This is a genomic window from Nitrobacter sp., assembly GCF_051535235.1.
Lineage (GTDB): Bacteria > Pseudomonadota > Alphaproteobacteria > Rhizobiales > Xanthobacteraceae > Nitrobacter.
In genome coordinates this window covers 32723-55458 of sequence record NZ_JBPPLZ010000004.1, presented here as the reverse complement: position 1 = coordinate 55458, position 22736 = coordinate 32723, and the positions used below count along the sequence as shown (strand labels likewise).

24 protein-coding genes are annotated in these 22736 nt (G+C 65.8%); all 24 read right to left on the bottom strand.

What is annotated here, in order from left to right; genetic code table 11:
• Positions 1–2: 2 nt before the first annotated feature.
• Positions 3–680, bottom strand: a complete 678-nt coding sequence (locus tag ACS3WA_RS06720; protein ID WP_438278026.1) for a response regulator transcription factor — start codon at positions 678–680, stop codon at positions 3–5.
• Between the two features lie 341 nt (positions 681–1021).
• On the bottom strand, positions 1022–2596 hold the full coding sequence (locus ACS3WA_RS06715) for a Do family serine endopeptidase (protein WP_438277766.1): 1575 nt from the start codon (positions 2594–2596) through the stop codon (positions 1022–1024).
• Between the two features lie 269 nt (positions 2597–2865).
• A complete protein-coding gene (locus ACS3WA_RS06710) occupies positions 2866–3408 on the bottom strand; it encodes a cytochrome c-type biogenesis protein (RefSeq protein WP_438278025.1) in 543 nt (180 codons plus the stop codon).
• 16 nt (positions 3409–3424) lie between these two features.
• Entirely contained in the window at positions 3425–5407 is a 1983-nt protein-coding gene (locus ACS3WA_RS06705; RefSeq protein ID WP_438277765.1) for a heme lyase CcmF/NrfE family subunit, read from the bottom strand.
• Positions 5404–5901, bottom strand: coding sequence for a cytochrome c maturation protein CcmE (ccmE, locus tag ACS3WA_RS06700; protein ID WP_438277764.1), 498 nt, complete (start codon positions 5899–5901; stop codon positions 5404–5406). The genes ACS3WA_RS06705 and ccmE overlap by 4 nt, the downstream gene beginning before the upstream one ends.
• A gap of 28 nt (positions 5902–5929) precedes the next feature.
• On the bottom strand, positions 5930–7036 hold the full coding sequence (gene ccmI / locus ACS3WA_RS06695) for a c-type cytochrome biogenesis protein CcmI (RefSeq protein ID WP_438277763.1): 1107 nt from the start codon (positions 7034–7036) through the stop codon (positions 5930–5932).
• 172 nt (positions 7037–7208) lie between these two features.
• Positions 7209–8594, bottom strand: coding sequence for a hypothetical protein (locus tag ACS3WA_RS06690; protein WP_438277762.1), 1386 nt, complete (start codon positions 8592–8594; stop codon positions 7209–7211).
• Positions 8595–8879: 285 nt separating this feature from the next.
• Positions 8880–9353 carry an RT0821/Lpp0805 family surface protein gene (locus ACS3WA_RS06685; RefSeq protein WP_438277761.1) on the bottom strand — a complete coding sequence of 158 codons (474 nt, stop codon included), beginning with the start codon at positions 9351–9353 and terminating at the stop codon, positions 8880–8882.
• A 115-nt stretch (positions 9354–9468) separates the two neighbouring features.
• Positions 9469–10866, bottom strand: a complete 1398-nt coding sequence (locus tag ACS3WA_RS06680; protein ID WP_438277760.1) for an ATP-binding protein — start codon at positions 10864–10866, stop codon at positions 9469–9471.
• Positions 10856–11527: a response regulator transcription factor gene (locus tag ACS3WA_RS06675; protein WP_438274806.1), complete on the bottom strand. Its 672-nt coding sequence runs from the start codon at positions 11525–11527 to the stop codon at positions 10856–10858. The genes ACS3WA_RS06680 and ACS3WA_RS06675 overlap by 11 nt, the downstream gene beginning before the upstream one ends.
• Before the next feature lie 137 nt (positions 11528–11664).
• Positions 11665–11916 carry a hypothetical protein gene (locus tag ACS3WA_RS06670; protein ID WP_438277759.1) on the bottom strand — a complete coding sequence of 84 codons (252 nt, stop codon included), beginning with the start codon at positions 11914–11916 and terminating at the stop codon, positions 11665–11667.
• A 1-nt stretch (position 11917) separates the two neighbouring features.
• Positions 11918–12313, bottom strand: a complete 396-nt coding sequence (locus ACS3WA_RS06665; protein WP_438277758.1) for a hypothetical protein — start codon at positions 12311–12313, stop codon at positions 11918–11920.
• 23 nt (positions 12314–12336) lie between these two features.
• On the bottom strand, positions 12337–12576 hold the full coding sequence (locus tag ACS3WA_RS06660; protein WP_438277757.1) for a Pam3-gp28 family putative phage holin: 240 nt from the start codon (positions 12574–12576) through the stop codon (positions 12337–12339).
• Between the two features lie 37 nt (positions 12577–12613).
• The gene (locus tag ACS3WA_RS06655; protein WP_438277756.1) at positions 12614–13066 is read right to left on the bottom strand and encodes a hypothetical protein; all 453 of its coding nucleotides are present in this window, start codon (positions 13064–13066) and stop codon (positions 12614–12616) included.
• Positions 13067–13098: 32 nt separating this feature from the next.
• Positions 13099–14643 carry a DUF2793 domain-containing protein gene (locus ACS3WA_RS06650; RefSeq protein WP_438277755.1) on the bottom strand — a complete coding sequence of 515 codons (1545 nt, stop codon included), beginning with the start codon at positions 14641–14643 and terminating at the stop codon, positions 13099–13101.
• Between the two features lie 6 nt (positions 14644–14649).
• Entirely contained in the window at positions 14650–18507 is a 3858-nt protein-coding gene (locus ACS3WA_RS06645) for a baseplate multidomain protein megatron (protein ID WP_438277754.1), read from the bottom strand.
• The gene (locus ACS3WA_RS06640; RefSeq protein WP_438277753.1) at positions 18507–18953 is read right to left on the bottom strand and encodes an NlpC/P60 family protein; all 447 of its coding nucleotides are present in this window, start codon (positions 18951–18953) and stop codon (positions 18507–18509) included. Before ACS3WA_RS06640 ends, ACS3WA_RS06645 begins: the two co-directional genes overlap by 1 nt.
• The gene (locus tag ACS3WA_RS06635) at positions 18950–19858 is read right to left on the bottom strand and encodes a DUF2163 domain-containing protein (RefSeq protein WP_438277752.1); all 909 of its coding nucleotides are present in this window, start codon (positions 19856–19858) and stop codon (positions 18950–18952) included. Before ACS3WA_RS06635 ends, ACS3WA_RS06640 begins: the two co-directional genes overlap by 4 nt.
• Complete coding sequence (locus ACS3WA_RS06630) at positions 19855–20496, bottom strand: phage distal tail protein, Rcc01695 family (RefSeq protein WP_438277751.1); 642 nt, start codon at positions 20494–20496, stop codon at positions 19855–19857. The genes ACS3WA_RS06635 and ACS3WA_RS06630 overlap by 4 nt, the downstream gene beginning before the upstream one ends.
• A gap of 129 nt (positions 20497–20625) precedes the next feature.
• A complete protein-coding gene (locus tag ACS3WA_RS06625) occupies positions 20626–21207 on the bottom strand; it encodes a phage tail tape measure protein (protein ID WP_438277750.1) in 582 nt (193 codons plus the stop codon).
• A 7-nt stretch (positions 21208–21214) separates the two neighbouring features.
• Positions 21215–21412 carry a rcc01693 family protein gene (locus ACS3WA_RS06620; RefSeq protein WP_438277749.1) on the bottom strand — a complete coding sequence of 66 codons (198 nt, stop codon included), beginning with the start codon at positions 21410–21412 and terminating at the stop codon, positions 21215–21217.
• Positions 21409–21729, bottom strand: coding sequence for a gene transfer agent family protein (locus tag ACS3WA_RS06615; protein WP_438277748.1), 321 nt, complete (start codon positions 21727–21729; stop codon positions 21409–21411). The genes ACS3WA_RS06620 and ACS3WA_RS06615 overlap by 4 nt, the downstream gene beginning before the upstream one ends.
• A gap of 159 nt (positions 21730–21888) precedes the next feature.
• Positions 21889–22296, bottom strand: coding sequence for a phage major tail protein, TP901-1 family (locus tag ACS3WA_RS06610; RefSeq protein ID WP_438277747.1), 408 nt, complete (start codon positions 22294–22296; stop codon positions 21889–21891).
• Positions 22297–22311: 15 nt separating this feature from the next.
• Entirely contained in the window at positions 22312–22722 is a 411-nt protein-coding gene (locus ACS3WA_RS06605; protein WP_438277746.1) for a DUF3168 domain-containing protein, read from the bottom strand.
• Positions 22723–22736 lie beyond the last annotated feature (14 nt).

The window sequence follows — 22736 nt, the reverse complement described above, 5'->3', positions numbered from 1 at the left end:
CGTTACCGTATGTCATCGCGGATCATGTAACCTGCGCCGCGAATGGTATGAAGCAGCGGCCGGTCGAACCCCTTGTCGATCTTGGAGCGCAGCCGCGAAATATGCACGTCGATGACGTTGGTCTGCGGATCGAAGTGATAGTCCCAGACGTTCTCCAGCAGCATGGTCCGGGTCACGACCTGTCCCGCATGCTTCATGAGGTATTCGAGCAGGCGAAACTCGCGCGGCTGCAGCGTCAGTTCTTCCTCGCCCCGCGCGACGCGATGCGACAGCCGGTCGAGTTCGAGATCGCCGACACGATAGACGGTCTCCTCGCGGCCGCCCTGGCGGCGCGACAGCACTTCTACCCGGGCCAGCAATTCGGCGAATGAGTAGGGTTTCGGCAGATAGTCGTCGCCCCCGGCGCGCAGGCCCTTGATGCGATCATCGACCTGGCCGAGCGCGGAAAGGATGAGCACTGGTGTCCGGTTGCCCTTGTCGCGCAGGGAGCCGATCACGGAGAGCCCGTCGCGTTTCGGCAGCATCCGGTCGATCACCAGCACGTCGTAGTCCCCGCCGTCGGCAAGCGAAAGTCCCTCCTCGCCGTCGCCGGCAAGCTCCGCGACATGACCGACCTCGCGAAACGCCTTCACGAGATAGTCCGCGGACTCACGATCGTCTTCGATGATCAGCAGGCGCATCTGGTTGCTGGGGCTACCCAAGATGTTGTCTTTCCATCACCATGGCGCGCCCCTCGCCCGCGCGCAAGGCGGCGAGATACGCCCCGCAATCCGCAAAAAGCGGGCGGTGGAGCTTGGGGCAACTCCACCGCCCTAGTCCTTCCGACGAAGGGGGGCTGTTTCCATCGGAAGGTGGCTCAAGGGGACGGGCTTTTGGCCCGCCCCCCGGAAAGTGCCGTCAGCGGGGGCGACTAATGCCGGCGACGCTTCCCATCTCTTGTCCTCGTGCTTGCGAGGTTCAATTCTTGCAAGGTTCACACCTGTTTTCGATCCGGCGCAGCCCTTGGGGTCGGGATCATGCCCTAACCCTTCGCGATCGGAATCGCCACGAAACGCGCCGTGTCGCCGGAGCGAACCCGCATCAGAACACTGTTCTTGTTGTCCGAGCGCGCCGCCTTGATCGCATCGCGCACGTCGGTCGAACTGGAAACGCTCTTGCCTCCGACCTCGAGGATCACGTCGCCTTCCTTGAAGCCACGATCGGCGGCCGCGCTCTTCGGATCGACATCGACGACGACGACGCCAGCCGTGCCAGCGCCCGCAACCGACGCCGCCGGGGCGACCGTCATGCCGAGCCTGGGAATGTCGCTGCCGTGCAGTGATCCGCGATCCTCGTCGTTCAGGTCGGCTTTCGCTTCGACGGTATTGGGAAGAGTGCCGAGCGTCAGGTTGACGACCTTGTCCGTACCGTTGTGAAGGACGTTCAACTTGATCGACGTCCCCGGCGCCAGGCCGCCGATGGTCCGGGCCAGTTCACGCGCATCCTTGACGGTTGCGCCGTTGACGGCCGTGATCACGTCGCCGGACCGGATGCCGGCCTTCGCCGCCGGACTGTCGGCCTGCGGCTCAGCCACCAGCGCGCCCTCGGCTTTCTTGAGGCCGAGACTATCGGCGATGTCCGCGGTCACCGGCTGAATCTGGACACCGATCCATCCGCGGCTCACCGAGCCCTTGTCCTTGAGCTGGGCGACAACATTCTTGACGGTGTTGGCCGGAATCGAAAACGCGATGCCGACGCTGCCGCCGGACGGCGAATAGATCGCGGTGTTCACCCCGATCACGTCGCCCTTCATGTTGAAGGCCGGACCGCCGGAGTTGCCCTTGTTCACGGGCGCGTCGATCTGGATGAAATCGTCATAGGGGCCGTTGCCGATGTCGCGGCCGCTGGCCGACACGATGCCCGCCGTCACGGTGCCGCCGAGGCCGAACGGGTTGCCGACCGCGAGCACCCAGTCGCCGATCCGCGCCTTGTCATCCGACAGCTTCGCAAACGGGAAATTCGAGCCGCCCTCGACCTTGATCAGGGCCACGTCGGTACGAGGATCGGTGCCGATCACCTTGGCGGTGTAGGTCTTGCCGTCGTCGGTCGTGACTTCGACCTTGTCGGCGCCGTCTACGACATGGTTGTTGGTCACGGCATAGCCGTCGGATGAAATGAAGAACCCGGAGCCCTGCCCGGTCACGACGCCATGGCCATGCCGGCCGCGCAATCCGGGCGGCAGGCCGTCCGGTCCGCCGAAGCGGCGGAAAAACCGTTCCATCGGCGAACCAGGCCGGAACGGCGACTCCGCGTCATCGTCACCGGCGGCAACCTTGTCCTTCATGCGAACCTTCACCGAAATCACCGACGGCTTCACCCGCTCCACGATGTCGGCAAAACCGATCGGCTGGGCCACCTTGCTCACGTCATGGTTGACCTGCGCATAGGCGGGACTGGTGAAGAGATCGGCTTTGTTCGTCGACGGGCTGAACCCGTAGGCGGCCAGACCCAGGCCGGCGCCAACGGACGCCATCAACGCGAGCTTGCGCGCGGTGACCCCGAAGCGGCGGGCGGGCTTGAACGGAGAAGGCGGTGTATGGTCGGGCCTGGCGGTCATGCGGGGTCTCCAGAAGCAGATTGATATGGTGCCGAAGGCCGGCACTTCATGCCCTGAAGATGGGGATTTGCGCCTTACAGTGGGCTGGCCGGGAAATTAATGTTTGGTAACAATGGCAAACGCCTCGTGCGGCTGTTTGGCGCACGCATCACATTTTCAAGCGAAGAGCATCGCTTCGCTGTGAAGAAATTTGCGGTGAAGAAAACGCGTCGAACGAAAAGCCGGCCGCATTCGCAAAAAGGCGCTTCGCTGAAGGGCGACGCGTCCAGTCAGACCGGGTCACCCGTGGAAGGTTCCGTGGCCATCAGTTTTGCGAGCCGCGCCTCTTCTTCCTCGCTCAGGCGGGGCGGCGCATCCGCGGCCGCCTTCATCGCCTTCGAACGCCGCCGGCTGTATCCCCAGAGAGCGAGTCCGCCGCCCAGCAGAACCAGCGGGGTCAGCAGCCAGAGCGGCAAAGTGCTCTTCTCGAAGGGCGGCTTCAGCAGCACGAAGTCGCCGTAACGGGCGACCAGAAAGTCCAGCACCTGTTGATCGCTGTCGCCCTCTGCGATGCGCTCGCGCACCAGCAGACGGAGGTCGCGCGCCAGCGGTGCCGAGGAATCGTCGATCGACTGGTTCTGGCACACCATGCAGCGCAACTCGCGCGACAGGTTGCGCGCGCGCGCCTCCTGGGCGGGATTGGACATGATCTCGTCGGGCTGCACCGCACGGACGGGAGACGCCATCGTAAGCGCGAGGAGAAGAAGAACGCCAACGATGCGCGCGAAATTTCCACCCGCACTGAGTTGTCCCCGCCACGGCGTCCTTTGCATCACCTCATACACAACCCTACTCCGCCGGCTGCAGGGCGTGGAGAGCCTTAGCCGGCTTCGGCGCGCCAACTCGCAGGCGGCGGTCGGACAACGACAGCACGCCGCCGAAGGCCATCAGAACCGGCCCGAACCAGATCAGCAGCACCATCGGCTTGTGATAGATGCGCACCGCGATCGAGCCATCGGCGGCGGTATCTCCCAACGAAATGTAGAGCTGGCTTACGCCTCGCGTCAGCAGGGCGGCTTCCGTGGTCGATGCCGCGCGCGTGGTGAAGTTGCGCTTCGACGGCGTCATCACCGCGATCGGCTGCCCGCCTTTGCTCACGGTGAAGCGCGCGGTCTGTTCGCGATAATTGGATTGCTGCCGCTGCGACGTGCCATCGAAGGTCAGGCTGTAGCCGCCGACCTGCGCCACGTCGTTCGGCTTCATGGACGCGATGAATTCGGTGTTCCAGGTGGTTTCGCAGACGATGCCGATCAGGGCCACGCCGAGGCCGGCGTGAGCGAAGACGGTGCCCCAGGCCGAGCGCGGCAGCCCCTTGGCGCGGCGAAACGATACCGGGAGCGATGCACGAAACAGGTTGATGCGCTCGGCAAGATCACTCAGCGCGCCAAGAATCACGAACACCGCCAGTCCGATCGCCAGCGGCGCGAAGGTACTGCCGCCGCGCGTCCATGCCCACAGCACGGCCACCGCGATCACGCTGCCGATTCCGGCCGCCATCAGCCGTTGCGAGGCGCCGGCCAGATCGCCGCGCTTCCACGCCAGCAACGGGCCGAACGGCACCGCGATCAACAGCGGCACGAACAAGGGAGCAAATGTGAGATTGAAGAACGGCGCGCCGACCGAAATCCTGTTGCCGGTGAGGACCTCGAGCGCCAGCGGATACAGCGTGCCGACGAAGACGGTGGCGCAGGCCGTGGTCAGGAACAGGTTGTTGAGCACGAGCGCGCCCTCGCGCGAGATCGGCGCGAACAGCCCGCCCTGCTTCAGGGCGGAGGCGCGCCAGACATACAAGGACAGGCTGCCGCCGATGAAGGTGCACAGGATCAGCAGGATGAAGACACCGCGCGTCGGATCGGTGGCGAAGGCATGAACCGACGTCAGCACACCGGAGCGCACCAGGAAGGTGCCGAGCAGCGACAGCGAGAAGGTCAGGATCGCGAGCAGGATGGTCCACACCCTGAGCGCGTTGCGCTTTTCCATCACGACAGACGAATGCAGCAGCGCCGTTCCAGCCAGCCACGGCATCAGCGATGCGTTCTCAACCGGGTCCCAGAACCACCAGCCGCCCCAGCCGAGTTCGTAATAGGCCCAGTACGACCCCATCGAGATCCCGAGCGTCAGGAAGATCCACGCCATCAGCGTCCATGGCCGCACCCAGCGCGCCCAGGCGGCATCGATGCGGCCTTCGATCAGCGCGGCGACGGCGAAGGAGAACGAGATCGAGAATCCGACGTAGCCGAGATACAGCATCGGCGGATGCACCGCGAGCCCGATATCCTGCAGCACCGGATTGAGATCGCGACCTTCCAGCGGCGGATTGGCGATCCGCATGAACGGATTCGATGTCAGCAGGATGAACAGATAGAACGCGGTCGCGACCCAGGCCTGCACCGCCAGAACGTGCGCGCGCAGCGACAGCGGCAGATTGTTGCCGAACGCGGCGACCAGTCCGCCGAACAGCGCGAGGATCGTCACCCACAGCAGCATGGAGCCTTCGTGATTGCCCCAGACGCCGGTGATCTTGTAGATCATCGGTTTGAGCGAATGCGAATTCTGGAACACGTTGACGACCGAGAAGTCGGACACGACGTGCAGCGTCACCAACGCCAGGAACGACGCGCCGACGAACACCAGTTGCGCCAGCGCGGTCGAGCGCGCGACATTCATCAGCGCGCCATCGTTCAGCCTCGCGCCAATGATCGGAATGGTGGACTGGATCAGCGCAAGACCAAGCGCCAGCACCAACGCATAATGCCCGGCCTCTGCGATCATTGCGACACTCCCTGCTTGCTCGAGGCCTGCGCGCCCTGTTTGCTGGAAGCCTGTTCGCCGTAGTCGTCCTTCCAGTGGCCCTGCTTCTTCAGGGCGTCGGCGACTTCCTTCGGCATGTAGGTCTCGTCGTGCTTTGCCAGCACGGTGTCGGCGCGGAATACGCCCGAACTATCGAGCGCGCCCTCGGCGACCACGCCCTGCCCCTCGCGGAACAGATCCGGCAGGATGCCTTTATAAGCAACCGGAAGCGTCGCGCTGCCGTCGGATACCTTGAACCTGACCGCGAGATTGTCGCCGCGGACCAGCGAGCCCGTCTCCACCAGGCCGCCCAGGCGGAAGCGCTGGCCGGGCTTGATGTGATGTTCGGCGACCATCACCGGCGTCGAGAAGAATACGATGGAGTCGCGCAGCGCGTTCAGCACCAGCGCCGCCGCGATTCCGAGCACCACGAGGGCTCCGCCGATCATCGTCAACCGCCGCTGCTTGCGAGTCATGCTGTTTCACCTGCGCGGAACATCTTGATCATCCGTCTATCCCGAGCGCCTTGAGCCCTTCGTTGAGCTGGCGCAACCCTGCTTCGTTCCGTTCGAGCGCACGGCGGGCGTCGTCACGCACGACGCGCGACTTCTCCGGCTCCTTGAGCACCATATAGGCGCGAGCCAGACGCAGCCATCCCTCGACGTCGTTGCCGTCCTGTTTCAGGCGCGCGGAAAGCCGGTCGACCATTTTGTGGATCATCGCGGAACGATCGGCCTCGCTCATGTCGCTCGCCGCGGCCACCGCTTCTTCTGTCGGACGCGGCGCGCCGTTCCCGACCTGGTTCAGCGCATCCTGCACCGCGCCGCGCCATTGCGCATCCGCGGGCGCATCGGCCAGCAGAGCCTTCCATATCGTGACGGCGTCGGCGGTGCGGCCGTCCTGCTCCGCCGCCATTCCGAGGAAAAACCGCGCCTTAGGATCCTTGGGATCGAGGGCGACCGCGCGCTCGAACTCGCTTTTCGCATCGGTGGTGACGATGCCGTTGGCGGCCCCCGTAATCGCCGCGCCGAGATCGGCGCGGAGCTGCGCCGTCTCACCGGTATAGGCGATCACGTTGCGATAGGCGCGCACAGCGTCGTCGAAGCGGCTGAGCTTTGCGAGCACCGGCGCCAGCACGGTCCAGCCGCGGCCATCGGTGGGATGCTTTTCCAGATGCGATTCGACCTGCGCCACCAGGTTCTCGAGCGATTGCGATGCATCGGCTGATTGAACGCGCTCCGCCAGCGGGAAATCGGGCAGTTGCGGCGATCCGAGCGGCAGGTAGATCACCAGCGCCAGCAGCGGCATTCCGGCCAGCGCTCCGACCGCCACCACGCGCCGCAGCCAGAGCCTGGAGGCCTGGGGCTGATGATCGTCTTCGGCGTCGGCGGCCTCCAGGAGCCGCCGGCCGATTTCGACCCGAGCCGCGGCTGCCTCCGGCGCGCCGATCAGGCCGGCTGCGGCATCACGCCCGACTTCCGCCAGTTGATCCCGATAGACGGTGGTCTCGCTACCGCCTGACGTCTGCGGCCTCGCCGAACGACCAAGCGGCCACAGCACCGCAAAGACCGCTCCAGCGGTCATCAGCGCGAACACAAACCACAGCGTCATCTCATCAGCATTCCGATGGCCCGGCGCAGGAAACGGCCGGTCCGATGGCGGGGTTACATCACGACTGGACAGGGGACGCAATTGACAATTGCGGCACAATTGGCAGCAAACCCCTGCAACCCTCTGATTCTAGGGCGCGATCGGCAAAAGCGGGATCACACGCCTCGACGGACTAGCCGGCCCGCGACGACTTGGGTTCCGCCGCCAATGCGTTCTCGGCCGCCCGGCTCATCAGCGATGAATAATCGTGGCCGAACAGAACCTCGCAGAAGCGAATCGTCGCCTTGACCTGCTGCTGCCGGAATGGGCGGGCGCGCTCATCGCAGTTGCGGAGCGATTCCACCAGGGTTTGCGCGGCCCGCTCGACGTATTGCTGCAAATCCGAATAGGTGCGCATCGTGACTTCATTGATGGCCAGTTCGCTGGCATAGGTCCGGCACACCGCAACGAAATCGATCAGTGCGGCGGTTTCCTCGACCTCGGTCGGGTCGATCCGCGCGCCGGCCGGAATGTCCTTATCGGGACGCTGGCGGAGCAGACGCCGCACCCGGCCGGGGACATCATCGATTTCCGATTGCAGGCCATTGGAAATACCGACCCTGAGCGCCGCGAGTTGGCGGCCCCAGTTTGAATCGTTGCGGATGTCGAGTTCGGTCCGCAGGCCCCGAATGCCGTCGTGCACGGTCTTCAGATGCTCGGACACGTTTTCGAAACGCCCCCGCCGGATATCGTCATGCAGCGCGGCCGCTGTCCGCGACAAATCCTCCAGCACCAGCGTCACCGCCGCGCCATAGGGCGTGGCCGCCACCCGGAACTCGTCGTCCGCGCCGGCGAACTTGATCGCCAGGCGGATGACCTGCCACGACGCGGACAGCCGCTGCATCACCAGCGACAGCGCGAACGGCGCGGCCAACGGGGTCAGCAGGGAAGGAACATTGAGCGCGGGCATCAGGAGGGCAATCTGGGAATCCCCGCAGACCCGCATGAAACTCGGCAGCCGGATAATGAGGGTGTCGAGGGCCTCGCGAGCGTTCAGAACCGCTCCGATGGAGACAAAATCTTCAGCGACACTGGGCGCGCCGATACGGCCGAGCGCCCGCTGACGGTCGTTGCCATCGGCAATGCGCTGGATGGCGGCTGCGGCGGCCGTCTGCAATGTCCACGTCGCCGCTTCGATATCGGACGCCGATGCGGTTTGCGTTGCGAGAACAGCCTCGAACGCGCGCACGGCATCGGGCGCGCCGTCCTGCGCCAGCCATCGCCAGACAGGCATGAGCGAGGTGCGCCGGATCTGACCGGGGCGCGGCGCAGTCTCCCCCTCGATAAGAAACGGCTCCAGCGGACGGAACAGAAGCCGGGCCGGATCCTCGCGCCGTGGCGGCGCGCTGTCAGCGTGTCCGCCAGAGATTTTGCGCAACTCTTGGAGCACGAAGCTCGCGACCGCGGCGTCTTCATCGCGCTCGACGGCACGCTCGAACTCCCGCATCAGCAACGCCTGCGACTTCGCCGGGAGTTGCGCGAGATAATTCCTCAGCCGTTCGATCGAGGCCTGGTCCATGCCTGTAAATCTTGACGCGAGCGATCGCGCGGGCGCCGGAAGGGCCCGTGGCATGTCATAGCAGGGGCGGTATTAAGGATGCGTTGAGGAAGGCTGGAGCGTCGGCGAAGCGAAGCATGTCTTCGCGGCTCGACGCGAACACGGGTACCGCTTGGCGTGAAAGAGACCCGTCGAACCAAAAACGGAACGCTTCGCTTCTGCCGTCAAGGGTTGCACTCACATCTCAAAAAGAGCTTGCTCCAACATAAGGATAGGCACGGCTTTTAATACGGTCTCGCAGCCGGATCAGCCCACCGCGGCCCATTTGCCGTCGCCGCTCCGGCAGGCGGTTTTGCGCACGGTTTCGAGCTGGCCGCCGATCGTGACGGTGTGGGAGTAGCCGCGGCACGTCGCGCTCTTCACCCTGTAGGCGGGGCCGGCGACGATATTGCCATGGCGGCCAGAATCCGGATTGCGCCACGCAATCGGCGCGCCGGGCGCGCCTCGCTCAAGGGCATCCATCTGGGCCTGATACGCCAGACGGCGGTCGTCATCATCCAGCGCCGAATCGAGTTTGGGCCCGATCAGCCCGCCGAGCGCCGCCTCGGTCGCAGCCATCACCGCACGGTCGCGCGCCGCATCGCCTGTCCCTCCCGTCTGGACGGCGAATGCACCCGCAAACAAGCCCGAGCCGTCGGAGCCACCGGAACTCGTCACGTCGCAGCCGCCGAGGGCGAGCGCCGCCGCCGCGACAATCAACAGCGTATTTGTCTTGCTCATGACCCCTCCGGCGCCCACCCGCCGGGAAGATTTTTGCGTCCGGCCGCACAGGACCCGGCAATTCGGGCGGGACTGCGGCGATGTGGCCGCTTCTTCGTCGGGGTGGATACGTACGTCATGCCGCGGGCAGCACCAGTTCGGCCCGCAGGCCGCCGATCGGTGACGCACCGAGGCTCAGGCTGCCGCCATAAAGCGCGGCGAGGTCGGTGACGATCGACAGCCCGAGTCCCGATCCCGGCTTGGTCTCGTCGAGGCGGCGGCCGCGCTGCGAGGCCTGCATCCGCTCGTCGCCCGACAGTCCGCGGCCGTCGTCGTCGACGATGATGCGCAGCCACGCCGGCTCTGTTCCGGAGGGCGGGCAAATGGAAGCCCCGATGAACACCCGCGACCGCGCCCACTTGCAGGCATTGTCGACGAGGTTGCCGGCCATTTCCTCGAGGTCCTGGCGTTCGCCGCGGAATTTCGCCCCGGCGCTGGCCTCGACGTCAATGGCGACGCCGCGGTCGCGGTGAATCTTCTCCATGGTCCGGCGCAGCGCCTCGATGACGGGAACGACATCGGTCACCGTGGCAACGACGGTAAGCCGCGCGGCGATGCGGGCGCGCTCCAGATGATGAGCGACCTGGTTGCGCATCACCTCGGCCTGTTCGAGCACCTTCGCGGCGAACGGGTCGCGTTGATGCGCGTTGGCCTCGTTGACGATGACCGAGAGCGGCGTCTTGACCGCGTGCGCGAGATTCCCGACATGGGTGCGCGCGCGCTCGACGATCTCCCGGTTGGCATCGATGAGCGCATTGGTCTCGCGGGCGAGCGGTGCGATCTCGACCGGAAATTCGCCCTGGAGCCGTTCGGCGCGGCCGGACCGGATGTCGGCGATGGCGTCCGAAATGCGCTTCAGCGGGGCGAGACCGAACCGCACCTGAAAGATCGTGGTCAAGAGCAGGCCGATCGTGAGCGCGGCAAAGGTGCCGCCGAGGTAATAATCGAAGCTCCGCGTCTCGTCGAAAATCTCGGTTGCATCGCCCGCCACCGTGACGCGGAATTTGCCGTCGGCGCCGAGATCGACCGGCCTCTCCGCCATGCGCAGGGTCTGGCCCTCGGGGCCGTCGACATATCCGACGCGAACCCCCGAGGAGGAGAGCTCGATGCCCTGATCCTCCAGCTTCGGCAGCTTCTTGTCCCACAGCGAGCGCGATGCGCGAATCTCCTTCTCGTCCGGATCGGTGCGGACGATCTCCCAGTACCAGCCCGACAGCGGCAGATCGAACAGCGGCTCGCCGAGCGACTGGAATTGGCGATCGGCCGGCTCGTCGGGCGTCGCCACTTCGGCGATCAGGGTGCGAAGATAAAGATTGAGACGGCGATCGAAGGCGCGCTCGGACGCCGAGCGATAGACCGACGACAAAATCACGCCGGTGATGAACAGAACGATCACCACCCAGGCGGTCGCGGACAGGAACAGCCGCGTTGCCAGCGAAGTCGAGCGACGGGTCAGAAATTCCCTAGCGCGCATCTGCCGGCGGTGTCAGCAGGTAGCCGAGCCCGCGCACCGTCTGGATGATATCGACATCCAGCTTCTTGCGAATGCGGCCGACAAAGACTTCGATGGTGTTGGAATCGCGATCGAAGTCCTGATCGTAGAGATGCTCGACCAGTTCCGTGCGCGAGACCACCCGCCCGGTATGGTGCATGAGATAGGCGAGCAGCCGGTATTCGTGCGAGGTCATCTTGATCGGGTTGCCGCCGACGCTGACGCGGCCGGTGCGGGTATCCAGCGTCACCGGCCCGCAGGTCAGCTCGGACTGGGCATGGCCGGCGCTCCGGCGCAACAGCGCGCGAATGCGTGCCAGAATTTCCTCGAGGTGGAAGGGTTTTGCGACATAGTCGTCGGCGCCGGCATCGAACCCCTGCACCTTGTCGCTCCAGCGGTCGCGCGCGGTGAGGATCAGGACCGGCATGGTGCGCCCCTGACGCCGCCAGGACTCCAGCACCGAAATGCCGTCCATCTTCGGCAGTCCGATATCCAGCACGACGGCGTCATAGGGCTCGCTGTCGCCGAGGAAATGTCCCTCCTCGCCGTCGAACGCACGATCGACCACATAGCCGGCGTCGGTCAGCGCGGTCGTGAGCTGACGATTGAGATCGGGATCGTCTTCGACAACGAGAAGGCGCAAGGCAGGCTCCGCTGATTCCAGCCTTCAAGATGAACCGTCGCCGCGTGAATGGCAAATGAACGGCGAAACCCCGCTCATGTCATATTTCCGTGCGGCGGCAGCACCTTGTCCTCTCTCCGGGCAGTTCCTCGGCGGCGTCAGGTTGTGGTCGAGCCGTCGTCCGGCGGCAGCGGACTCAGAAACGCGCCGGCCGCCGCGTTGATCCGCTCCAGCACCGCATCGATCTCATCGGAGGTGGCGTTGCTGCCGCCGATCAGGCCGGCGATGGCCTGAACATAGGGGATCGACGAGACCACGCCCTGCTCGATCGCCGGCGCGACCTTGACGATGGCTTCGACGATGGCTTCGGCGACCGCAAGGCCGGCCTCGATTTCTGCTGCTGTAACCATGTTACTGTGCTCCCGATGCGAGGATCTGCTGGACGGCGACAAGCGCCGACTGCGCCGCCGAGAGCGCATTGGTGATGTCGACGGACGGATAGGTCTTCTGCAGAGCCACCAGATTGTTGACGGCGAGGTGCGCCTTGAGCATCGCGGCCTGCAACCGTTCGATCACCGACCGCCTTGCGCAGATGTTGGTCGCGCCCGGCAGGGTGCCGGTCCTGCAAAGCGGCAGCGCCTTGTAGGCATTGGCGGCATTCACCGCGACGCCATAGGCGTTTTCGATGCCGTAGACTGTGTTGCGTGCAACGGCCGTGTTCAGATTCAAGGACGGCAGCGAGACGGTCTGGCAACCTGCCAGCGCCAGACCGGAGACGAGCGCTGTCGCGACGACGAGCTTTCGCATGAGAACTCCTGTTGTTCGTGAACTTACTTGACCGCGCCGGTCGCGGCGCTGACGGTCGGCACGTCGGGACGCGCGGCCGCAACCGACGGGACCGCCTTGGTGCCGGCCTTGACGTAGAGGCCCCATGCCACTGTGAAGAGCGTGCCGATCGCGCCGATGATGCTGGTCACCTGGTCGGAGGTGACCCATCCCTTGCCGGTAGCGAAACTGCCGGCGGCGATCAGCAGATAGCGCACGATCTGCCACACCGAATCCGATGTCATGTCTTGTCTCCAGTGATGTTGCGATTGCCTGAAACCGTCAGGCGACGGGAAAAACCATGGCCTGCGCCCGACGCCACTCGGTTTCGGTCATGGGATACGGCTTGCCCGCTTCCCACTGCGCTTGCGCCTGCATCAGCGCGAGGCCCTTCGGAGAGGCGAGCAGCGCAGGCGTGATCCAGGTTTCCGCCGTTATGCCGACATGTTTGCCGAGGAAGGCCATATAGGCGGCCGAGGAATTGTGGCCGGACCATTTCTTTATCGCCGCCGCCAGCGACATGTTGCAGTAGCCGACCTTCCACAGCGCGAACTGCGCCGCCGCGCCGTGAACAACATCGGGAAACACGGCGATATGGTTGGCCTGTCCGTCCTTCAGCACAACATCGGAGACGGCGCCCCATGTGTTGGCGTGCCTGCCGCCCCACATGGCGCCGGGGTTCTTGTATCGAATGGACGCGGGTTCGCGCGCCGCCTTGAGGGCTGCGTTGGGCATTGGCTCGATCCTCTTTGATAATTGAGTGGATGCTACCGCATTCGGCGCGCCCGGATGGCTCCCCACGCCGATATGGTCGATGTGGACCAGTCAGCACGAGCGACAAGATAGTAAGTCGTACTACTGGCAATGCTGACGCGGCTTACCGGGATCGTTAACACCGAGGCGGCGGTGTCGCCTCCGCCCGGAGTCTTGATGCCCAGGATCGACACTCTCCCGCTGTCATTTGATGGCATGGTATTTGTGGCGGTACTGATTCCTGCACGATAGGCCGTCGTCACGACCGTGCCGCCAGGATTGAACCCGATCCAGCCTGAGATATCCCAATCGCCCGGGGTGAGGGTCAGGGACACAACTGTCACTACGGCGCCGCTCGTCAACGCGACCGCGCTTGCGATAGCCAGGTTGGCGATTTTCTCCTCGCCAACATCGCCAGCCGCTGCATCGGTATTCGTTGCGATGCCCGGGACTTGCCCCACGTCCGCAGTGGCAATGGCTGTCAGGCCAAGGTTGCTGCGCGCCGTCGCGGCACTCGCGAGGTCGCTCAGGTTGTTTGTCGACAGCAGGTCGCCGCCACCCGAAGCCCCCGCCCCGCCCGCGATCGCCTGCCAGCGCGTGGCGGTGCCGTCGTAACGCAGGATCGCGGCCCGCTTTGCCGCGATCGTCAGGTTTCCGCCGAAAGAAAAGCGGTTCGATGCCGACGACGATGTGCTTTCGTCAAGCAGCGTCACGGGCTGGCTTCCGACATTGATGATGGCGAGGCAACGCCCCTCCGCTCCGCTGGCCAGGCCCGAAATGTTGCGCGCCGCGTTCGCGTTGATTTGCAGTACCGACGCCGCCGCAAGACCGGTGGGATTATAGTTGTTCTGATCGGCGGTGATCTGCGCCGGCGAAATGACGCCGGTCAACGACAGCCCGCGCGGCAGCGTCAGGTTGCCGGAACTCTGATCGATCGTGAACGCTTCGATCCAACTCGATCCGTCCGGCGAAACCTTGAGCTTGAATGTGTCGGCGCCGACCAGGCCGAACTCCGCGCGGCCCGAGAAATTATCCGAGAAGAATACTGACGCCGTATTCGCCGAGCCTTCCTTCGAGACCTGAAGACGCATGTCGCCGGTGCCGCCGTCGGCAGCATCGATGGCGGCGAACAGTGCGGCGTTGGAAGCAACCGCCAGCAGATTGGGACTGCTCGCCGCCATGTTGACGCCGAGATGCGCCACATTATCGAGCGACGCCGAACCGCCTGCGCTCTGCCAGGCCGCGCCGTCGAACACGAACAGGCCGCTGTCAGCTGCCGACCAGATACACCATCCCGTCTTCGGCGCAAGGAACGCCCAGGCGCCGTCCTGCCAGGTCGCGATGGTGTTGTCTTTTCCGGTCCATGCGCCGGTCGCGCTGCTTGCGACCACGTGCCGGTCGCCGTCCGCCGGACTGGAGGGCGGTGTCGTGCGCGTCCGATCGAGCACGCCGATCTGCACCACTGCGTCGAGAATGCGCAACGCCTCGTTATGGGTGACGTGCTTCTGCGCCTGGCTGCCGTCGATATACGGCAGTCCGAGATTCGGTGTGTCTGTCATGGCAACTCAGAGGGTGAGAGTGAGTTCAGTGGGATGTCCCGCGCCGACCGTCGCCGATACTTGCGCGACGCGAACATGCAGGCTGGTTTGGGCGGTACCGAAATCGGCGAGTTCGTCGGCGTTGGCGTAGAGCGTCTCGGATGTGTTGCACGCGATGCTGCGTACGATCGAACCGCCGGAGAAGATGTCGAGCGTATAGGCTTCGCTGTCCTCACCAAGCGGCACCTCGACGCCCCAGCCGTCGCCGTCGATACGTGTCCGGCGAATCCACGAGATATGAACGCCGCCGCTCTCGCGCGATGCCTTCACCTGCACCGGCGACAGCGGCAGCAGCGCGGTGGCTCGCGGCGTCACCGTCAGCGTGACCGCGGTCGGATCGTCATGGTTTCGTCCGGCGGCGGCGAGCCGCACCAGGACCGGCCGGTCCAGTGCGTTCAATCCGCGCGCCAGCGGCGTAAGATGCGTGTCGAGCAGGACGAACCGCGCGCCCGCCGGCAACATGTCGGCGATGGCGTATTCGCTGCCGGCCTGCCCGCGCAGCAGGCGGGATACTTTATAAGTGCCCTCGTCCACCAGCTCCGCATTGGCGAACTGCAAAACTTCCCAGTCGCCGTCGGCACTCTGTACGGCGGCCGCGTTGGCGCCCGCCAGCACGCGGGCATCAGACAGCGACGTGAGCGCGCCGCCATAGAGCCGCACGCGGAAGACGTTGCCGCAATCCCAGCGACCCGAGGGTCCCCCCGCCAGCGGGTCCAGCGTTTCACCTGATGTGGCGGGGGCCGGTATCACCGCGGACGGTTGAAAGCTCGCGCCATCCGGCGAGGTCCAGACCGTCACCGACGTCGGCCACGGGCTGGCGAAGACGGCGAGCCGCGTCAGGATCGGCGGCTCCGACGACTCGATGGTCGGCAGATCGAGCACATCGGCTTCAACCGGCCCGAGCGCGGCCGGCATCGCGGGCTGCGTTGGGCGCGGCGTCGACAGCGGCACCGAAAACACCTCGGGATCGATGCTGCGCGCGGTCACCTGCCGCGCTTCCGCATCGACGGTCGCGCTGATTTCGAACAGCCGCCGCCGTCCGTTGACCGTCACCGCGATCACGTCGCCCGCCGTCAGCGACAGGCATTGCGGGCCGAGCGAGAACGCAGCGCTTTCGCGTCCCGCCCACAGATCCTGCAACCAGATCTCGGCGCGCCGCGCCATCGCGGCGTCGTCGCTGACGACCGCAAGGTCGGAGTGAACGCTGCGGTTCGAGCCGCCTGCGAGTCGTCGCGACGTCACCGCGGAGCGCCTGTAGTCCACGGTGCCGTCGGTAAAGCCGAAACCGGCCTCGCGCGGCAGTTCGGTTTCCTGCGCGCGGCTCAGCCGCGCCGGAGCGCCGTCGTCCGGGAGCACCAGGTCGTCCTCGACGAATTCGGCAACCGGCGCGCCGCCGCGTGAAAGGAAGCGCAGCGTGCCGTCAGCGGCGGTCGCGTCAAAAGCGTAGGCGCCGGCAAGCGGCTCGATCATGGCACGCGGCGACATCGGCCGGTCGATCACGTAGCCATCGCAAGCCTCGCGCAGCGCGGAGGTGTCGGCGCCGGCGATACCGCAGTCCGCGAGCAGCGACGCAACCAGCGCGTCCATTGGCGCGGCGCCGAGCCGTCCGGTGAGCCAGTGCCCGGTCTGCCAGTTCGGCCCGTCGCTCCAGACCTCGGTCGCGGCGGGAAACGCCGGATAGGGCCGCGCATCCCAGGTCCACAGATGGATCGCGGACGCATCGATCATGCGGCCGCCATAGACCGAAGAGACCGGATTGTCCGCATCCGCCGCGCCGAACGCGGGATCGAACTTGCCGAGAAACGCTTGCAGATAGCGGCGCTGGATCAGATCGTCGCGATTGCCGCCGGAGAAATATGGCAGGTTGTTTTCCGACGATTTGGGATCGGGAAACACGCTCGGCTGGTTGGCGCCCTTGTCGACCGCCGGGCAGCCGATCTCGGTGAACCAGATCGGCTTGCCTTGCGGCAGCCATGCGGTTGGGCTTGCGAGTTCAACGCCACTGATGCGCTCGTGATGCGCCGACGACCACCATGACCTGATGTCCTTGACGCGGAAGGTCCACGGCTTGCCGAGGCCGTCGGTGATCGGCGAGCGGTCCTGCGCCGCGCGCGCGGCGTCATCGGTGTAATACCAGTCGAACCCCTCGCCGCTGTAGACATTCCCGGCGAGATAGCCGACGTCGTAGGTCGAAGCCGCGATGCTTGAGTCAAGATGCCCGGCCTCGTCGCGCCAGTCCGCCAGCGGCGCGTAGTAATCGATGCCGACGACATCGATCGCGCTCGATGCCCACAAGGAATCGAGCGGAAAACGAACCTCCGAGGCGTCCGGCGTGACGACATCCGCGCCGTATTCGGTCCAGTCCGCGCCATAGGTCACGATCGTCGATCCGCCGACGATGGCTTTGACGTCCGCCGCGAGCGCAGCAAGCGCATTGACGGCGGGATAGACGCCGCTGCCGGAGCGCACCCGCGTCAGCGACCGCAACTCCGATCCGATCATGAAGGCGTGGACGCCGCCGGCGGAAGCCACCAGGTTCGCATAGTGCAGGATCATGTTGCGATAATTCCAGCTTCCGCCGGAGAAGAAATTGTTGACCTGCGTCCCCGCCGCCGGTGCGCCTTGCGGCGAGCCCGTCCGCCCCGGCGCGGGATCGCAGGTGATGCGGCCGCGCCAGGGATAGGCCGGCTGCGACGATGCTCCGCTCCATGGATCGGCGAGGCCGTTGCCGGCGGCAATATCCATCATGATGAAAGGATAGAACGTAACCTTGAGGCCGCGCGCCTTCAGTTCCGCGATCAGATGAACCACGCTGGCGTCCGAAGGCGTGCCGCCGAACGCCGGACGGCCATCGACCTGCGACACCACATAGGCGCTTCCCCGCGTCACGCCGGCGACCGACCAGTCGCCGCCGCGCGTGACCTTGCTTGCGCTGTCGACGCCCGGGCGAACGATGCAGCTTCCGGCGCGCAGGTCAGAGCCGAACCATGCCACAACGATCGCCACGCGTTCGAGGTTGGGACATGCGCCTTGCAGATCGTCGAGCGCCGCGATCACGTCGGACTCGGCGTTCGACACATGACGGTTTTCCGTCGCCGACTGACCGGGACCGAGCGAGCGCACGATAGCGGACGGCTCATAACCGAATTCTGTCGTGCCGGGGATCAGCGTCACCGCGCGCGCCATCCGTTCGAGCTGGCCGATGGGGCGGATGATCTCGAACGAAAGCTGCGGAATGCGGTTGCCGAAATTCGCCAGCGGCAGCCGCTCGAACACGACATAGGCGAGTCCGCGATAGGCCGGCGCGTTGCCGGCGCCTTCCTTGGCGACGATCAGATCGTCCGGGGCCTGATCCTCGGTGCCGCGGTGAACACGGATCGTCAGTCCGTGGAGATCGAACGGCCGTCCGTCGGCCCAGATCCGCCCGACCCGTCCAATCACGCCTTCGCAAAGGCCGACCGCGAAATTGGCGAAATAACTGTAGGTGGTGGTGGTCGTGGTGGGGCCGCTGAACAGTCCGCCCTTGCCGCCGGACGACGAGCTTGTTCGGCTGCTGACAACCTCTTCGAGTTGCGTCGCCCAGATCACCTGGCCGGACAGCCGCGCGCGGCCGTAGACGCGCGGGATCGGCGCGCCTTCGGTCGAAGCCATCACGTCGAGGTCGGCGAGCCGCGGACCGATTACATTCTGGTTGCCGGGGCCGAACAGCTTGCGGTCGACGACGTTGCCGACCAGCGCGCCGACGATGCGGCCCGCGATCGCGCCGGCCGGACCGAACAGCGCGCCGGCGGCGCCGCCCGCGACGGAAAGAACCAGCGCTGCCATCAGACGGACACTCCCGGAAAACGAAACGCGTAAGCCAGCCGACGCCGCCACCACGGCGCGAGAGCGATCTCGCAGACGGCCGCGCCGTCATGGGCGTGAATCATCGTGCGCTCGCCGGACGCGATCGCGACGTGCTTGGCGACGAAGCCGTCGCGCCAGCGGAACAACAGCACGTCGCCTGCTCCGAAGCCGTCGCCCGCGACCGGCACCAGATGACGCAGCGCCGCCGCGACCAGCGTCTCGTCGCCCTTGGCTTCGGCCCAGTCCGGCGCATAGGGCGGCGGCGTTTCCGGCTCGTCGCCGATGCAGTTGCGCCAGACGCCGCGCACCAGACCAAGGCAGTCGCAGCCGACGCCCTTGAGCGACGCCTGATGGCGATAGGGCGTGCCGATCCAGCCGCGGGCTTCCGCGACGATGGCGGCGCGGGTCGTATGCGGGAAAGTCATGAGCCGCCTCCGTAGTCCGCCTTGGTGCCGCTGCCGTTATCCGGCGAGCCGGGCAACGGGTAGCTCACGATGAAATCGTTGCCGGGAATCTGCGGAAAGCCGCGAAAATTGACGGTGTTGGCGAAACGATCGCGGCAGGTTGCGAAACTCTTGTCGCAGCCGGCGGTGATCGCAAAACTGTCGCCGACCGCGATCGGCTCGGCCATCGCCTGCCACAGCGACAGCCGCACGTCGCCCGCGGCGATGTGATGCTGTTTCACCTCGACGGCAACACCGGCATTGGCTCCGGTCGTCCACAGCACCCGCCCTGCGGTGAACCAGCCGTCGGCAAGGCCATCGAGACCCGAGACCGTGACCAGCGACGTTCCCTCGATTGAGGTCACCGCGCCGCTGCGGCGAAAAGTCGAGCTGGCCAGATTGACGCGGCATTTGCCATCGCCGAGATCGACGCCGCAGCGTGCCGTGAACAGACGCCCGCTATCCTGCGCCAGCGCATCCGCGAGTCCGCGCAGTTCCGCGGTGAACGCCGCCCCCTCGCGCCGCACCTCGCCGAGCGAGCCCCGCGCGATCATGACTTTCAGCGCGACGTCGCTCCAGTCCACCAGCCAGGTCGCGACTTCGGCGGCATCGTAACGTCCGGCGGCGAGATCGGCCTCGCTCAGCGCGTCGTCGGAAAACGCGCCGGAGATTTCGGAGCCGTCGACCGCAAGGTCGAACCGGCTGGTGGCTTCCGACGCGGTGAAGCCGGTGGCGGCGCGACAGGTGATGTCGCCGACCGCCAGATCGCAATCGTGATCGGTGAAGCCGAGCACGACGCCGTCGCGCCGCGTCACGATCCAGCAGCGCGCCAGCGTGGTCGCGCCGGAATCGAGTTTGGCCTGAAGCATGGGAGGGATGCTTCTCACAGACGTATCTCCACCAGCGGAATCTTCGGAATGGCGCCGGCGGCGAAGGTCGCGAGATCGACCTCGAGGTAGTCGGTGTCGAAGCGCACCGGCACGTCGAAACTGAATCCCGCGGTGATCGCAGTTCCCGCCGGAGGGACATGCCCGGCGGCAAACGTGACGACGCCCGTGGTCGCATCGCAGGTGAACGCGGAGCCCGCCGCGACTTCCTCGTCGGCGACTGCGACGCGCACGCTGCCGCTGACCGGCTTGGCGATCGCGCGCGCATAGGGCGCGAACGCGCCGCCATATGTCTTGATCAACTGAAACGACGCGGTCGCGCCGTCGCCGATGCCGATGACCTGGTCGAGCGGCGAGATCGCAACACCCGTCAACGCCGAACAGCAATCCACCCGGTCGCGCCAGCGAAAGCCGTAAAGCCGGCCACGACGCTCCTCGAAGAACGCAACGACGGCCTGCAAGGCATCCAGCGTCCTGACGCCGTAGCCGGCGTCATAGCGCCGGCGCGACTGCGCCCAGCGCGCGTTGCGCGCCTCGCGGCCCGAGCCGAAGCTCACGATATCGGTGCGCCGTTCCGGCCCGCCTGCGCTCTTCAGCGCGACATCGAGCGGAAACAGGACTTCGTGGAAGCTGGTCATGACATGTCCTGCGAGGCGATCAATGATCGTCATTGCCGGGCTCGACCCGGCAATCCATCACGATCAAATCATGATTGATGGATGGCCGGATCAAGTCCGGCCATGACGCTCGAATGAGACTCCAGACCATCACAAGCTCCGCTGGCCCCGCGCCACCGCGCGCGCGATCTGGCCGGTGACGTAACTCTCGGAGCGGCGGAAGCTGTCGAGATCCGGCGTGGCGATCTGCACGGTGATGCTGTTGCCGCCGCCGCTGCCGGAGACGCCGAGCCGGCCGTCGGGACCGCGCGCCAGCGGCATGATCGCCTCCGGGCCCGCCTCGCCGGCAAGGCCGACGCCGCCGTCCATCATCGGAAAGTAACTCGGCGCGCCGATCACGCCGCCCGACGCGAACGGCTTGATGGCGCCGAGCGCATTGGCCTGCACGCCGGCCGCGCCGATGCTGCCAGTCAGTCCCGAGAACAGGCTGGAGATGCCGCTGGTCAGGCTTGCCGTCAGCGGCTTGAACGCGGCGGTTACCGCCAGACTCGAGACGCGCAACGCCAACGTCTTCAGCACGTCGTCGAACTGCTTGCCGCCGATGACCGACGACGAGAACGCCTGCGTCATCGCGCGCGCAAAGCCGCCCGCGCTGACGGTGAGCGCCTGGGTCTTGGTGTTGAGGCTGTCCAGCGTACTCGATGCATCGTCAAAGCTCGTCTCGTCAGTCATTGTGTCCTCACTTGCGGGGCGTGTCGGGAAACCGTGCCAGCAGATCGTCGAGGTCGGTCCGCGCCAGCGGCGCGACGGAAGGCCCGCGCACCGCGCGGATCGCCTGCGCCAGTTCGCGCGGCGTCATCCGCCAGAAGGCATCCGGCGCGAGCCGCAACACGCCGAAGCCGAAGCCCATCGCATCCGCCCATGGAAACGGCTTCACCGCGCACCACCGTCATCGAAGGTCGCCGCGATCAGATCGGCCGCGATTTTGACGAAGCCGGCCACCCCGCCATCGACGGTCATGACCGCGACCTCATCGTCGGTGATGGCTTCGCCCGCGCCGCGCAAGCCTGCAGCGATGATGCGGGTCAGATCGCGCGCCGACGGCCGTCCCGAACCGAAACGCTCCGCAAGCGCCACCAGGTCGCCGGCGCCGAATGCAGATTCAAGCTCCGCGAGCGCGCCCAGTGTCAGCACCAGCGTGCGCTGCCGCCCGCCAAGCTCGGCGGCAATTTCGCCGCGATGTCTGTTCGGCATGAAGTAACCTCGTTTTTCCCTCTCCCCTTGCGGGAGAGGGTGGTTTCGAACGAAGTGAGAAATCGGATGAGTGGAGCTTGCGAACGAGGCGCTCCCCTCACCCGCCTTCGCTCCGCTCAGGCACCCTCTCCCACAAGGGGAGAGGGAAGGCAGCAAACGTCACATCGCCGTAAACGCCAGCGCCCCGGCGGATTCGAGTGCGACGTCGAACGTCACCTCGCCATTGTGCTCGCCGGCGAATTCGAGACTGGCGATCTGGAACGGGCCTTCGATGGTGCCGAAATCCGGCACCACGACCTGGCAATCGTTGATCGTGCCGTTGAAGAACGCCTGTCGCACCAGCGCGTCCGACGCCGCATCCTTGAACAGGCCGCGGCCCGACAGCGAGGCGCGCTTGACGCCGGCGCCGGCCAGCAATTCGCGCCAGCGATCGGTCGACTCCGCGTTGGTGATATCGACGATCTCGGCGTTGAACGCGATCCTGCGGCTGCGCAATCCCGCCACCGTGACGAAGCTCGCGCCGTCGCTCATCTTCAACAACAGGTCCTTGCCCTTTTGTGCGCCCATGACGGCTCCTTGATTCTAGGTTGTCGGTTCGGTCACGGCGCGGAATCGCACCAGCGCGTGATAGGTGCGGCCGTCGGACTCGCGGCGGATATCCGCGACCGCGAAGCGAAAGTTGACCAGCCGGTGGCCAGTGAGCGTGAGCGGCGCGTCGTCGAGCGCCTGCAGCATCGCGCCGGCAATGAGGTGAGCTTCGCCCTGCCCGCCCTGGCGCGAGCGCGCATGCAGCGTGATCTGATGTTCCTGTGTCGGCCCGTCGTCGACCGACGCATCGGTGACGCGCGCCTCGCCAATGCTGACATAGGGCAACAGCGCTCCGCGCGGTGGTTCGTCATAGACCCGCTTGCCGCCGAGCGCGGCATGAAGCCCGCTGTCGGCAGCGAGCGCATCGTGCACGGCAGCGCGAAGCGCTGAATTGGCGCTGGTCATCATGATGTCCTTTT

Excerpts from the sequence above, each read along its gene's own strand:
- ccmI (WP_438277763.1), bottom strand. The coding sequence starts at position 7,036 with ATGACGCTGTGGTTTGTGTTCGCGCTGATGACCGCTGGAGCGGTCTTT.
- ACS3WA_RS06625 (WP_438277750.1), bottom strand. The coding sequence starts at position 21,207 with ATGACTGACGAGACGAGCTTTGACGATGCATCGAGTACGCTGGACAGC.
- ACS3WA_RS06715 (WP_438277766.1), bottom strand. The coding sequence starts at position 2,596 with ATGACCGCCAGGCCCGACCATACACCGCCTTCTCCGTTCAAGCCCGCC.
- ACS3WA_RS06670 (WP_438277759.1), bottom strand. The coding sequence starts at position 11,916 with ATGGTTACAGCAGCAGAAATCGAGGCCGGCCTTGCGGTCGCCGAAGCC.
- ACS3WA_RS06720 (WP_438278026.1), bottom strand. The coding sequence starts at position 680 with ATGCGCCTGCTGATCATCGAAGACGATCGTGAGTCCGCGGACTATCTC.
- ACS3WA_RS06710 (WP_438278025.1), bottom strand. The coding sequence starts at position 3,408 with ATGCAAAGGACGCCGTGGCGGGGACAACTCAGTGCGGGTGGAAATTTC.
- ACS3WA_RS06690 (WP_438277762.1), bottom strand. The coding sequence starts at position 8,594 with ATGGACCAGGCCTCGATCGAACGGCTGAGGAATTATCTCGCGCAACTC.
- ACS3WA_RS06645 (WP_438277754.1), bottom strand. The coding sequence starts at position 18,507 with ATGGCAGCGCTGGTTCTTTCCGTCGCGGGCGGCGCCGCCGGCGCGCTG.
- ACS3WA_RS06660 (WP_438277757.1), bottom strand. The coding sequence starts at position 12,576 with ATGACATCGGATTCGGTGTGGCAGATCGTGCGCTATCTGCTGATCGCC.
- ACS3WA_RS06685 (WP_438277761.1), bottom strand. The coding sequence starts at position 9,353 with ATGAGCAAGACAAATACGCTGTTGATTGTCGCGGCGGCGGCGCTCGCC.
- ACS3WA_RS06665 (WP_438277758.1), bottom strand. The coding sequence starts at position 12,313 with ATGCGAAAGCTCGTCGTCGCGACAGCGCTCGTCTCCGGTCTGGCGCTG.
- ACS3WA_RS06610 (WP_438277747.1), bottom strand. The coding sequence starts at position 22,296 with ATGGGCGCACAAAAGGGCAAGGACCTGTTGTTGAAGATGAGCGACGGC.
- ACS3WA_RS06705 (WP_438277765.1), bottom strand. The coding sequence starts at position 5,407 with ATGATCGCAGAGGCCGGGCATTATGCGTTGGTGCTGGCGCTTGGTCTT.
- ACS3WA_RS06615 (WP_438277748.1), bottom strand. The coding sequence starts at position 21,729 with ATGCCGAACAGACATCGCGGCGAAATTGCCGCCGAGCTTGGCGGGCGG.
- ACS3WA_RS06655 (WP_438277756.1), bottom strand. The coding sequence starts at position 13,066 with ATGCCCAACGCAGCCCTCAAGGCGGCGCGCGAACCCGCGTCCATTCGA.
- ACS3WA_RS06630 (WP_438277751.1), bottom strand. The coding sequence starts at position 20,496 with ATGACCAGCTTCCACGAAGTCCTGTTTCCGCTCGATGTCGCGCTGAAG.
- ACS3WA_RS06680 (WP_438277760.1), bottom strand. The coding sequence starts at position 10,866 with ATGCGCGCTAGGGAATTTCTGACCCGTCGCTCGACTTCGCTGGCAACG.
- ccmE (WP_438277764.1), bottom strand. The coding sequence starts at position 5,901 with ATGACTCGCAAGCAGCGGCGGTTGACGATGATCGGCGGAGCCCTCGTG.
- ACS3WA_RS06650 (WP_438277755.1), bottom strand. The coding sequence starts at position 14,643 with ATGACAGACACACCGAATCTCGGACTGCCGTATATCGACGGCAGCCAG.
- ACS3WA_RS06605 (WP_438277746.1), bottom strand. The coding sequence starts at position 22,722 with ATGACCAGCGCCAATTCAGCGCTTCGCGCTGCCGTGCACGATGCGCTC.
- ACS3WA_RS06640 (WP_438277753.1), bottom strand. The coding sequence starts at position 18,953 with ATGACTTTCCCGCATACGACCCGCGCCGCCATCGTCGCGGAAGCCCGC.